At 44.7% G+C, this 13,064-nt stretch carries 11 protein-coding genes; 5 read left to right on the forward strand and 6 right to left on the reverse strand.

Annotated elements, in window-relative coordinates:
• The first annotated feature begins 356 nt into the window (after window positions 1–356).
• From K08M4_RS08045 to K08M4_RS08065, 5 genes are all read left to right on the forward strand, one after another.
• The gene (locus K08M4_RS08045) at window positions 357–1,328 is read left to right on the forward strand and encodes a tripartite tricarboxylate transporter substrate binding protein (RefSeq protein ID WP_004733595.1); all 972 of its coding nucleotides are present in this window, start codon (window positions 357–359) and stop codon (window positions 1,326–1,328) included.
• A 243-nt stretch (window positions 1,329–1,571) separates the two neighbouring features.
• On the forward strand, window positions 1,572–2,072 hold the full coding sequence (locus K08M4_RS08050) for a tripartite tricarboxylate transporter TctB family protein (protein ID WP_004733594.1): 501 nt from the start codon (window positions 1,572–1,574) through the stop codon (window positions 2,070–2,072).
• A gap of 10 nt (window positions 2,073–2,082) precedes the next feature.
• Entirely contained in the window at window positions 2,083–3,603 is a 1,521-nt protein-coding gene (locus tag K08M4_RS08055) for a tripartite tricarboxylate transporter permease (protein ID WP_086049503.1), read from the forward strand.
• Window positions 3,604–3,790: 187 nt separating this feature from the next.
• Window positions 3,791–4,549, forward strand: a complete 759-nt coding sequence (locus tag K08M4_RS08060; protein WP_086049504.1) for a sulfite exporter TauE/SafE family protein — start codon at window positions 3,791–3,793, stop codon at window positions 4,547–4,549.
• Window positions 4,550–4,775: 226 nt separating this feature from the next.
• Window positions 4,776–4,967, forward strand: a complete 192-nt coding sequence (locus K08M4_RS08065; protein ID WP_004733590.1) for a hypothetical protein — start codon at window positions 4,776–4,778, stop codon at window positions 4,965–4,967.
• Between the two features lie 152 nt (window positions 4,968–5,119).
• Here K08M4_RS08065 and K08M4_RS08070 read toward each other — a convergent pair whose 3' ends face one another.
• The 6 genes from K08M4_RS08070 to K08M4_RS08095 form a co-directional block, all read right to left on the reverse strand.
• Window positions 5,120–5,533, reverse strand: coding sequence for a VF530 family protein (locus K08M4_RS08070; protein ID WP_004733589.1), 414 nt, complete (start codon window positions 5,531–5,533; stop codon window positions 5,120–5,122).
• Between the two features lie 416 nt (window positions 5,534–5,949).
• Window positions 5,950–7,398, reverse strand: coding sequence for a decarboxylating NADP(+)-dependent phosphogluconate dehydrogenase (gnd, locus tag K08M4_RS08075; RefSeq protein ID WP_004733587.1), 1,449 nt, complete (start codon window positions 7,396–7,398; stop codon window positions 5,950–5,952).
• A gap of 29 nt (window positions 7,399–7,427) precedes the next feature.
• Window positions 7,428–8,162: a 6-phosphogluconolactonase gene (pgl, locus tag K08M4_RS08080; RefSeq protein ID WP_086049505.1), complete on the reverse strand. Its 735-nt coding sequence runs from the start codon at window positions 8,160–8,162 to the stop codon at window positions 7,428–7,430.
• Entirely contained in the window at window positions 8,159–9,661 is a 1,503-nt protein-coding gene (zwf, locus tag K08M4_RS08085; RefSeq protein WP_198299326.1) for a glucose-6-phosphate dehydrogenase, read from the reverse strand. The genes pgl and zwf overlap by 4 nt, the downstream gene beginning before the upstream one ends.
• Before the next feature lie 437 nt (window positions 9,662–10,098).
• Window positions 10,099–10,794 (reverse strand): response regulator, encoded by a 696-nt coding sequence (locus K08M4_RS08090; protein ID WP_086049507.1) that lies wholly within the window; start codon window positions 10,792–10,794, stop codon window positions 10,099–10,101.
• Window positions 10,795–10,863: 69 nt separating this feature from the next.
• Entirely contained in the window at window positions 10,864–12,516 is a 1,653-nt protein-coding gene (locus tag K08M4_RS08095) for an ATP-binding protein (protein ID WP_086049508.1), read from the reverse strand.
• Between the last annotated feature and the right edge of the window lie 548 nt (window positions 12,517–13,064).

Raw genomic sequence — 13,064 nt, forward strand, 5'->3', positions numbered from 1 at the left:
TCTATATATTAAAGAGCGCCTCTCCATATCACTCTTTGTGTCGCAATAAGTACCCTCTTTAATGATACACAGTAGTATAAAGCGACCAGCAGTCAAAAAAATTGTTCACATAAACTCAAGAAAAACCTAGTTATTATTGCTGGAAGAGTCCTACAGCCACGCCTCCGTGAACTTTATGCACTTTATTCACCCAATGTTTTTTATTCTCAATATCACCGCATTACAGACAATTCATTAACACACCGTTAACTTTAGCTTCATCTACTAAGCAATACCCTACTCATCTGTTTAGTAGCTGGAAATAAAACATAAGTTTCTCTCCATTGAAGAGATCCCCTACATAAGGAACGTGAACCATGTTCAAGGCACTGAAACCTACTCTTGCGGCTTCTATTATCGCAGCAACCTTTTCTTTCAACACTTTTGCTGCTGACGTAGAAAAAATCCACTTCCTAATCCCTGGCGGCGCTGGTGGCGGTTGGGATATGACAGCTCGTGGTACGGGTGATGTATTGGTGAAATCAGACATCGTAGAAAATGTCTCTTTCCAAAACTTGTCTGGTGGCGGCGGCGGTAAAGCCATTGCACACCTAATCGAAACAGCTCAACGCCAAGAAGACACGTTGATGGTGAACTCAACGCCTATCGTTGTTCGCTCACTAACGGGGATCTTTCCTCAATCTTTCCGTGACCTAACTCCTGTAGCAGCAACCATTGCCGATTACGGTGCAATCGTGGCGTCTGCGGATTCTAAGTACAACACTTGGGAAGACGTCGTTAAAGAGTTCGAAACCAACCCACGTAAAGTGAAAATCGCAGGTGGCTCAGCTCGTGGCAGCATGGATCACCTTGTGGTAGCAGCGGCGTTCAAAGGTGAAGGTTTTGATGCTAAAAAAGTACGTTACATTGCCTACGATGCTGGCGGCAAAGCAATGGCGGCGCTACTGTCTGGCGAAACACAGCTTCTTTCTACTGGCCTTGGTGAAGTGCTAGAGATGTCTAAATCTGGCCAAGTTAAAGTATTGGCAGTAACGGCACCAAAGCGTCTTGACGCTGCACCTAACATCCCAACACTGACTGAGTACGGCAACGAAACCGTATTTGCTAACTGGCGTGGTTTCTTTGCAGCACCTGGCACAAGCCAAGCGAAGATCGACGAATGGAATGTAGCGCTTGGCAAAATGTACAAAACCGATGAGTGGCAAGTGGTTCGTGACCGTAACGGTTGGATCGACAACTACAAAGCTGACAAAGATTTTTACGCCTTCCTAGAAGATCAAGAAAAACAGATGGGCGACCTAATGCGTGAGCTTGGTTTCTTGAAATAACCAACAACCATAGAGGGCATATGTGCCCTCTTACTCTTTCCTTGTTTCGCCGTGCATGAGTTAACTTCAAACTCCTTTGTTTATTCGTAGACGTATTACTAACGCTTGCCGATTTGTTGTAAACGCAAGTGGCTGATAAACCAGTACCGTAATTCGCTTACCTTTGGTTAGTGATCCCAGACATTTCATTGACTCGCTCATGTACGGCTTTTTATTTTTATACCACCCCAAATGGAGTTGGATATGTCGGACTTACCAACCAAATTTCTGAGTAAGGAATCTTTGCTTTCGAAGGATCGCATCGGAGCCATGCTCTTTATGCTTGCGTGTTTATGCTATGGCTACCAAACCACGCTGATTCCTTTGTTCCCCGGTGACGAGTACGAACCCTTCACAGCAAGAACCTTACCTATCCTGCTAACGTTCATCGGCATTGGCCTCTCGTTGATCCTGCTTATAACCGGACAGCCGGATAAAAAAGTCACATGCGACACTACGCCGCTGAACTGGAAACTGCTGATTGGCTTCTTGGTGTTAATGGCTCTGTACGGTGTTGGGCTGACTTATCTCGGCTTTGTTTTAGCGACCAGTTTCTTCCTACTTGCAGGCTTTTATCTACTGGGTGAGCGTCGCAAAGCTGTTTTATTTGGCGCGTCGTTTCCTTTCGTTATCGCGTTCTTTCTTTTATTAACTCAAGGCTTAGATATCTACCTAGAGCCTGGTTTAATCTTCACTCTTTGGTAGGGACAACATTATGTTAGACGGAATTTTACAAGGACTTTCTACCGCTGTGATGCCAATGAACATCATGATGGTAATTGTTGGCTGTTTTGTTGGTACCTTTATTGGGATGCTACCGGGACTCGGTCCAATTTCAGCAATCGCGCTGATGATCCCTATTACATACGGCCTAGACCCTTCTTCTGGCCTAATCTTGATGGCAGGTGTGTACTACGGGGCGGTATTTGGCGGTTCAACGTCATCAATATTAATCAACGCTCCGGGTTGCTCTTCAACGGTAGTAACCGCATTCGATGGCTACCCGATGGCACAAAAAGGCCAAGCTGGTAAAGCACTCGCACTCGCGGCTTACTCTTCTTTCACTGGCGGCACACTTTCGGCAATTATGCTTTTGATTGCGGCTCCGGCTCTAGCGAGTGTGTCATTGAGTTTCCAGTCTTCAGATTACTTTGCATTGATGTTGTTAGGTCTATCGGCTGTAGCGGCATTTGCAGGCCCAGGTCAGGTAATCAAGGCGTGGATGATGACCATTCTTGGTTTGATGCTATCGACCGTGGGTATCGACAAAGGCGTTGGTGTTGAGCGTTTCACGTTTGGCCTAACAGACCTAATGGACGGTTTCAGCTTCCTATTGTTGGCGATGGCAACGTTCGCTCTGGGTGAAACCTTGATGGGTATTCTGAAGCCAGAGCACGACACCAGCGCAGAAGAAACGAAAAAAATGTCAGACATAGGCAGCATGAAAGTCACCAAAGAAGAGTTTAAAGAAGTCGCGCCTGTTTCGATTCGCTCTTCTATTCTCGGTTTCTTTACAGGTGTTTTACCGGGCGCAGGCGCAACGATCGCAGCGTTCTTAAGCTACGGCATGGAACGTAGCCTTGCACCGAAAGACAAACAGAAAGAGTTTGGTAAAGGCAGTATTCGTGGTCTTGTTGCTCCTGAATCAGCAAATAACGCAGCTTCAAGTGGTTCATTCGTTCCGCTACTGACGCTTGGTATTCCCGGCTCTGGTACTACCGCAATCATGCTTGGTGCCCTAATCGCTTACGGTATTCAGCCGGGCCCTCGTTTGTTCGTTGAACACCCAGATGTATTTTGGTCGGTAATTATCTCTATGTACTTTGGTAACATCGTACTGGTTATCTTGAATCTGCCGTTGATCCCATATATCTCTAAACTGCTCGCGGTACCAAGAACGGTATTACTGCCGATGATTATCTTCTTCTCAATCACAGGCGTGTACTTGGTGTCTTTCAATACGATGGATGTCTTTGTAATGCTCATTGTTGCTATGGTTGCGATTGCGCTGAGGTTAGCTAACTTCCCTCTCGCACCGTTACTGCTTGGCTTCATATTAGGTGGATTAATGGAAGAAAACTTAAGACGTGCACTGATGATCAGTGATGGCGAGTTGAGCTTCCTATGGGAAAGACCAATCACGATGACGTTCACTATTCTGGCTGCGTTGGTGCTCTCAAGCCCGATTCTAGTTAAGCTGTTCAAGAGCTTTAGAGCAAAGGCGGTAGAAGTGTAAAATTCTACCAAATCAACTAAACCTCAACGAAAGGAGCCATTGGCTCCTTTTTTTATCTAGTCAATTTGAACACGCAGTTAAAGATGGTAGCAAACTCACAAACTCGTACTTTCAAGATGCACAGCTCTGATATTCTTAACAAATTCAAGTAAGGTAAACGATCATTTAACGCGTTGGACTCAAAACTATGGATTGGTTGATTCTATTCTTATCGGGAGTGATTGGCGGAGTACTTAACTCAATTGCGGGTGGCGGTAGCTTCATCACCTTCCCTGCTCTTTTGTTCGCTGGAGTTCCACCAATTGCAGCCAACGCGACCAATACCTTTGCTTCATGCGCTGGTTACATCAGTGGTGCCTACGCTCTACGCCACGAAATCCAATCAGGTACTAAGCAACTCAAGCTGACCATTGGTTTGTGTGTAATTGGTGGTGGCATCGGAGCATTTCTACTACTGCACACACCAGAAGCTCTGTTCACTCAATCCGTGCCTTGGCTACTGCTTTTTGCTGCTTTGCTATTCACGTTTGGTGGCACACTCAACAAATGGATCAAAAAAGTAACCGCTAAACATAAGCACGCCACCAGCGCAGGGGTATTCTTGTCCGCTTTGTTGCTTTTGGTCGTGTGTATCTATGGTGGTTACTTTAACGCAGGTTTGGGAATAGTAACGTTGAGTTACTTAGCTCTGGCTGGTTACACCAACATTAACGTCATGAATGGTATCAAACTGCTGGTTTCTGCGTGTGCATCGTTAGCGGCAATAGTGTTCTTTGTTGTGAATGGTTCGATAGATTGGTCGTCAGGCATGGCTGTTTTGTTTGGGACATTGGTTGGTGGTTACTATTCAGCAAAAATCTCTCGCCGCATTCCTCAACAATATGTTCGTACCACAGTGATCATTGCGAGCTTTTTGATCACCGCTTACTTTTTCTATGCTAACTAGACGTTCGGTTCAATAAGGCTTTCAACATGAGAGACCGACCGAAAAGACTCCACGATCTCAATACCTATTCCGCTATTTTATTGCTTATAAAACAGCCAAGCCAAAATATGTGAGGCGAGTCTTTCAATTAGCAAATTTGATAACAATTTAGACTATTTTTTAGCCTTTATTTTGCCAAAGGTGGGATAATTCTCCTGTCGAAAGTGAGACTTCATTAGGAGGCGTTATGAACATTAAACTCGGTCATGTCATGTCATCAAGTCGACTCATTTGCTTTGTCGCTTTTCTTGCTGCCACATTTGCGTGGATCCTAAAAATGCCCGCTCTGTTTTCTGTGTCGGCGCTATTCTTACTGATCAGCGCCATTGTCTATGTCGTTGACCTTTGGAAGAATCAAAGAAAGAACCGCGAAGCTTAAGGCTCAAGAACAATAAGCTTTAGACGGATTTAATAGTTATACGCATTAAAAAAGGAGCACTTAGGCTCCTTTGTGTTTTTCGCTTGTCCAATTAGGCGCATTAATTATCTACGCCTTATCTAAAGACGGCTCTTACTAACGAAGCCTTCTTATTAACGACGAAAATTACGACCGTTACCGCCGCGGCGCTCTTTAAATGCAGACGCTGCTTTAGCTTGTGATGCTAGAATCGATTCAACCGTCAATTCCATTGGCTCACGAGGCTCTAACCCGTGACGGAATGTACGTGAACGCGGAGGCATCTGGTATTCGATATCTGAAGCTTTAGGCATGCGCTTGAAACGGTAAAGGTAGAAGTTTTCTACTTTCTCACGAGCCCATTCAGTCTTCTTCAGATATTTAACAGCACTTGCCACCGTTGGCTTAGTGTTAAAGCAGTTCATGCGCATTGCTGCATCCAAAATTTCCCAACCATAATGATCCACTAATTCAGTGATCATAGTATCTAGCTTTAAGCCGTGCAGTGGGTTGTTTTGTTGCAGTTCGATTCTTTCTTCTTCAGTCATATCTTTACCTTTTCCAAGGCAACTAAAGGCCTTGAATATACTCTAGAACACTGTCATCACTGACCGCTTCTAGCTCAATCACTTGGGCATTACATCCATTGCCCTTATCTATGCCTTTATGATGGCATAAAGCATGCTTGTGATCCTATTTATCTTTGAATTTAATTTCGAATTGGTCACTTAACGTCCGGAATATCATTACCAGCACCCTGCCAGTTCAACTACGCATACGCTATCAAGTTCAATCTGAGTTTAAGCAAATAGCCAGAGTTCGAGTTAACAAAAATGATAGTAATACTTCGAAGTAACTGATTAAAACAGTGAACCAACAAAAAAGGATGCCACTGAGGCATCCTTTTATTTTCTAGTTTACAGCTGAAAGAACAAACGCGTTCTTTACTGAATCTAACTAACGATTATACGTCGTAAGTAGTAGAAGCAGTGTCGCCGCCTGTACCAGTCCAGTTTGTGTGGAAGAATTCACCACGTGGACGGTCAGTACGCTCATAAGTGTGAGCACCGAAGTAGTCACGTTGAGCTTGTAGAAGGTTCGCTGGAAGACGAGCTGTAGTGTAGCCGTCTAGGAACGTTAGTGCAGAAGTCATACATGGCATTGGGATGCCTGATTCCATAGACTTAGCTGCAACTTTACGCCAAGCGCCCATGCAGTTGTCTAGGATGCCTTTGAAGTATGCATCTGAACCTAGGAATGCGATCTCTGGGTTCGCTTCATAAGCATCACGAATGTTGCCTAGGAATGCAGAACGGATGATACAACCGCCACGCCACATAAGTGCAACGTTACCGTAGTTTAGATCCCAGCCGTTTTCGTTCGACGCTTCACGCATTAGCATGAAACCTTGAGCGTAAGAGATGATCTTAGAAGCAAGTAGAGCCTGACGGATTGCATCAACCCACTCTTGCTTGTCGCCTTCAACTGGAGCAACAGTCTTGCCGAATAGTTTTTCAGCTTCAACACGTTGGTCTTTAAGTGCAGATAGGCAACGAGAGAATACAGACTCAGTGATTAGAGTCAATGGGATACCCATGTCTAGTGCGTTGATACCTGTCCATTTACCTGTACCTTTTTGGCCAGCAGTGTCTAGGATCTTCTCAACTAGCGCTTCACCGTCTTCATCTTTGTAGCCAAGGATGTCAGCAGTGATTTCGACTAGGTAGCTGTCTAACTCAGTTTTGTTCCAGTCAGCAAATACAGCCTGCATTTCGTCGTGGTTCATACCTAGGCCATCTTTCATGAACTGGTATGCTTCAGTGATAAGCTGCATGTCACCGTATTCGATGCCATTGTGAACCATCTTAACGAAGTGACCAGCACCGTCGTTACCAACCCAATCACAACAAGGCTCACCTGCGTCAGTTTTCGCAGAGATACCTTGGAAGATAGGCTTAACCGCTTCCCAAGCTTCAGGAGAACCGCCTGGCATGATAGAAGGACCGAAACGAGCGCCTTCTTCACCACCAGAAACCCCCGTACCGATGAAGTGGATGCCTTTCTCACGAAGAGCAGCAACACGACGGTTAGTGTCCGGGAAGTTAGTGTTACCACCATCAATGATGATGTCGCCTTTGTCTAGAAGTGGTACAAGCTTGTCGATGAACGTATCTACAACGTCACCAGCACGAACCATAAGCATCACTTTACGTGGCGCTTCTAGCTTCTCAACTAGCTCTTCTAGAGAGTAAGCACCAACAATGTTAGTACCTTTAGCTGGGCCTTCTAGGAACTCGTCTACTTTCGCAGCAGTACGGTTGTGGGCCACAACTTTGAAGCCGTGGTCGTTCATGTTTAGGATAAGGTTCTGACCCATTACTGCTAGGCCAATTACACCGATATCACCTTTCATTATTTATATCTCCTTGCGGCTATTCGCACTTATGCGATAGCACTTGCTGCATTTGAATCTAGGAACCACTCTGTTTCGCCAGTTTTAGACTGGATTTTCGCTGCCGGGTAAGGCAGTTCTGAAGCAGGAGTTGTATGAATTTCTTTAACGATCTCGACTTTACCTGCGCCAAGCACTAGGTAGCTGATTCGTTTTGCTGCTTCTAAAACTTTCGCTGTTTTAGAAACACGGATCTGCCCCGACTCTGGGTGAGAAGCTAATACAGATAGGTTCTCATCTTGGTAGTCAGTTGCACCCGGGAATAGTGAAGCTGTGTGGCCGTCTGCGCCAACACCTAGCAGAATCCAATCAAAAACTGGCGTGCCGTTTTCAGTTGGAATCACATCTGCCATTTCTTTCGCGAAACGCTCTGCTTCTGCTTTAGGCTCATCTTCACCACGGATGCGGTGGATGTTCTCTGCCGGAAAGTTTACTTGAGAAAATTCTCTTAGTTTTGAAAACAATAGCGCGTTCGCTTCACCGAAGTTGCTTTCAGCGTCGTCTGGTGCCACGCAACGTTCGTCGCCCCACCAGAAGTGAAGGTTATTCCATTGAATGACTTCTGCGTATGGTGCTTGAGCTAAAAGCTTAAAAAGCATTTTTGGCGTGCTACCACCCGACAGTGAAATGTGAACAGGCTTGCCCTGCTCGCTGTAAGCTTTCATTTCGTTTGCTAGGTTTTCAACGACTAATTCAGGCGTTGCAAAGATCTTGTGATTGATCATAGTTCGCAGTAATCCGTGTCTGTTAAGTTTTTGCATGGGAAACGCCATGCGCGGCCATCACGCTGCAGAAGTTCATTCGCTTCTTGCGGGCCCCAAGTACCACAAGCATAGCCAAACAGTGCTTGAGGATCTTGCTTGAAGTCTAAGATTGGTTGAACGTATTTCCAACATGCTTCTACTGCATCGGTACGCGCAAACAGAGTCGCATCACCGTTCAGTGCATCAAGAAGAAGACGCTCATAAGCCGTTAGCATTTGAGTTTCAGGCAAGTCAGAGTAAGAGAAGTTCATTTTCACTTCTTTTGCTTTGAAACCTGCACCTGGCTCTTTCAAACCAAAGCTCATCTGAATACCTTCATCCGGTTGGATACGGATAATCAGCTTGTTCTCTGGTGCATCTTGACCAAACACTGGGTGTGGCGTGTTCTTAAAGTGAATCACGATTTCAGTTACGCGCGTTGGTAAACGTTTACCTGTACGTACGTAGAAAGGAACCCCATTCCAACGCCAGTTGTTGATATGAGCTTTCAAGCCGATGTACGTTTCAGTACGAGAGTCATCTGCGACACCATGCTCTTCACGGTAACCAGGCAGGTGCTGACCACGAACGTCTGATGCTGTGTATTGACCTAGAACCAAATCTTTACGCAGGTCGTCTTCTTCCAGTGGTTTCAGACACTGAAGTACTTTAACCACTTCGTCACGAATAGAATCCGCATTGATTTGTGCAGGCGGTTCCATGCCAACCATTGCTAATACTTGTAGCAAGTGATTTTGGAACATGTCACGAACTGCACCAGAACCGTCGTAGTATCCGCCACGCTCTTCAACGCCAAGGAACTCAGCACCTGTGATTTCAACGTATTCAATAAAGTTACGGTTCCACAGTGGTTCAAACATCGCGTTTGAGAAACGAAGCACTAGAAGGTTTTGTACCGTTTCTTTACCAAGGTAATGGTCGATACGGTAGATCTGGTGTTCTTGGAAGTGATGATGGATCTCTTCATCCAGCGCTTGGGCTGATGCTAGATCGTAACCAAATGGCTTCTCAATAATCAGACGACGCCAGCCGTTCTTTTCATCGTTCAGGCCATGTGCAGCAAGGTTTGCTGGAATCACACCGTAAAGGCTTGGCGGGGTTGCCAAGTAGAACAATGTGTTATGGTTTTCGAATTGGTAGTCTTGCTCAAGCTTATCCAGACGTTGTGCTAGACGAGCGTAATCGTCTACATCTGAAGTGTTGATCGCTTGGTAATGCAGATGTTCAATAAATGCATTCAGCGTCTCTGGCTCAGTTTTTTCCATTTCCTGAAGAGACTTCTTCAGCTTCTCACGGTAAGACTCGTCGCTGTACTCAGTACGGCTCACTCCAAGAATCGCAAAGGATTCTGGAAGTTGATTGCTAGCATACAGGTGGTACAAAGCAGGAATTAACTTGCGGTAAGTTAGATCTCCCGACGCACCAAAAATAACGATGCTGCTGTTTTCAGGTATTACCATCATCTTTCCTATAAAAACAAGGTTTTTAGTATTCGCCAAAGGTATCAGCGACATACGAAAATAGATAATAGGTCTTGGCTATTACATCAATAGCGAGTGCCTATTACACTTGAGAATGCGTTTGGTAAACGAGAGTGAAAGCTATCACCTCTATTCGGGACAGTATTGTCTATGAGTATTTGATTTACATCAACCACTGTGAAAGCAATCGATTAAATATTGACTGATTTCGAACAAATTATAATCGATAAGTCAGCTGTTCTATCTGGAAGAAGAAGCAAATCGGCATTCTCAAACATTGTAGTCAAGAAAGTATGGTATCTGGTCGGTGGAGTGAGCAATAAGAAAGGGAGAAAAAACCAAAACCAGCTTACTCAACTGGCTTTATATTTATTTGATAGCATCGCGTTTATCTTTGTGACTTGTTGTCGCTAAATCTATCTTCTAGCTTTGTTGTAGCAGCGTTCTGGGCGACCTACTGACCCGTAATTTAAGTCAGCCACTAACTCGCCAGTCGTGATTAGAAATTCCAAATAGCGTCGAGCGGTGGTTCGGCTAGCTCCAATACGTTCACCGGCTTCATCTGCGGTAATATCAGCAATGTCGGCTTGTTGAAAAATGGCTCTAATTTTGTCCAGCGTTACGCCATCAATTCCTTTGGGTAATGTTGACACTTTTCCTGAGTCCGCTTTCGCGTTGGCTTGCAGCATCTTGTCGACCAAACCTTGGTTCAAATCAGACACACTTTCAAACTCTTGCTGTTGAGATTGATACTTTTTCAGCGCCGCTTCTAAGCGAGGAAACATCACAGGTTTCAGCAAATAGTCCACGACTCCACCACGCATCGCTTGTTGCAGTGTGTCGACATCTCGAGCGGCGGTAATCAGAATCACATCGCAGCCCTGATTACTGCCGCGAACGTGGTTCAAAATATCGAGCCCACATCCATCCGGCAGATACACATCCAATAAAACCAAGTCAGGCTTTAATATGTCTAATTGCATGAGTGCTTCAGACTGTGTGGTGGCAATTCCGACCACGTCAAAGCCACCCATCTGTTCTAAATAACGATGGTGTAGCTCTGCAATCGCAATATCATCTTCAATGACCATGACTCTCGTGATGGCGTTCATTTATGTTCTTCCTTTAACCATGCTTTTTCCGTCACGATGATCTTCACGAGATCGCTTCGTGCTTAATTATTATTGTTCTTCTTTCGGTAGATACACCGTCATACGTGACCCAAAATCAGGGTTATCAACCATTTCTAGTTGCCCTTGATAACGATCGGCAAGTTGCTTTATCAGATACAATCCAACACCGCGATTTTGCTTCGCTTTGCTCGATACGCCTTTTTCCGTGAGGGCATTCGTCGCGAGGTGCTTTGGCAACCCGCACCCTTTATCTTCTACTTCAATGATGATTTCATTACCAAAGTCACTGATTGAAACTTCAATAGCTCGACGCATTGGAGCAATTTGCCCCTCTTGCTTAATCGCCGTCATAGTGGCATCAAAGGCATTATCAATCAGGTTACCAAGAATGGTGACAACGTCATCCGCGTTCAGCCAGCTAGGCAGCGCTTCCAGTCTTGAGCCTTCTTCGACTTTAAGCTCTAAACCAATTTCTCTTGCACGCTCCGTTTTCCCGAGGAGCATACCTGCGATGAGCGGGTCTTTAACAGTTTCACGCAAGAACTCGATCAGACTTTGGTAGTGCGCCGTTTCTTGACCAATCAATTGTTGAACAGAGTCCAGCTCGCCCATTTGAATCAAACCACTGATGGTATTGAGCTTATTTTGATGTTCATGGGTTTGCGAACGAAGTAAGTCTGCGTACTCTTTTGTTTGAGAAAGTTGATCGGTTAAATCGTTGATTTCATCTCGCAATCGGAAACTGGATACCGCACCAACCACTTCACCCGCCACGATAATTGGGCTCCGGTTAGCAACAATTCGCTTATTGTTCAGGTACAGCTCAACATCGTGGTCGGTGTCACCAGTGGATAACAGTTGCTCCAAGTCACTGCCGGCCAATACATCAGAAAGGCGCTGTTGGTTGAGTGCAGACTCCCTATCAATAGACAAGATATCGCAGGCACTCTTATTAATAGAACGCAAAATACCGTGCTTATCGATACTTAAAATGCCCTCTTTCACGGTACTCATGGTGACATCAAGCTCTACGTATAAGCGGCCAATTTCTTCTGGCTCAAAACCCAAAATAGCGCGTTGAAAACGACGAGACACATAGCTTGATATCACCGCATTGACGGCAACCACCAGCAAGGCCATCACAATCAAAAAGGCTAAGTAAGGTTCAATTCGATCTTGTAACGAATCTAAGAGGTAACCAACCGACACCACACCAATCACATTACCATCTTGATCTTTGACGGCAGATTTACCACGGACGGAGAAGCCAAGCGACCCTTTGGCCGTCGACACATAAGACTCCCCCAACACCAAAGCCTTTTGGTTGTCACCACCACGCATTGGTTTACCGAGCCTGTCATCATAAGGGTGAATCAGGCGAATACCTTTGTCATCTCCCACAACGACAAACGCCGCGCCAATGAGCTGGGCAAGGTTTCGAAATTTAACTTGAGTTTCTTCTGACAAAGTGTAGGCAACGCCGTTAAGATCTATCGCTCCATTTTCTCGAATAATACTGGTGACAAGTGGCGATTCAGATAGAAATTCAGCAACACCTAACGCTTTCAAACCCATCTCTTGCTCTTGAGATTGTTTGATGTAATAAAAACCAGCCGCTGAAAGTATCAAAAGTTCAACAAGGCCAGTGACCGTCATGATAATCAGTAACCTTTTTCGGAAACTGATACTGCTCCATTTCATATTCCACCGTCCCTAGTGTTAGACGATCAATGTTAACACCAAGTTAATAAGATGACCTTTATAGGTGAGTAAATTTGTGACTGTTACTCAACTAAATAATTGAGCAAATTGTCAATTGATAATCCTTGACGAGACTTAGCCCCTCTCAATCGTTCGCTTTTAGAACGAATTAGCTTAAAAACCAAAATAAGCGAATAAATATTGAGCTAGATCACTAAGCTTTTAGGTGTTTTTTAGGTTGTTCAAAATAAATACAATTATAATAGTTGCATATGAAGAAGTTTATTGTTGCCAAGCCAGAAGTCATGATTTTGAGACCGCGCTTTAAATCAAAATATTGATTAACAAAAAAGCAACAACCCTTCATTCACTGGACGTATCTATAACTAAAAGTTGCACGCTCGTCGTTACGATTGTTGAACAAACAGGTTACCTACCTAACCTCATTCACACATCTCTATTTACGCGACAGGCCAGTAGACAACTCAGAGGTGACTGATAAATCAGCGCCCAATAATAAAACATTGATGAGCAGGAAGTGGAGATCA

Origin of the sequence: Vibrio syngnathi (assembly GCF_002119525.1) — a bacterium.
Lineage (GTDB): Bacteria > Pseudomonadota > Gammaproteobacteria > Enterobacterales > Vibrionaceae > Vibrio > Vibrio syngnathi.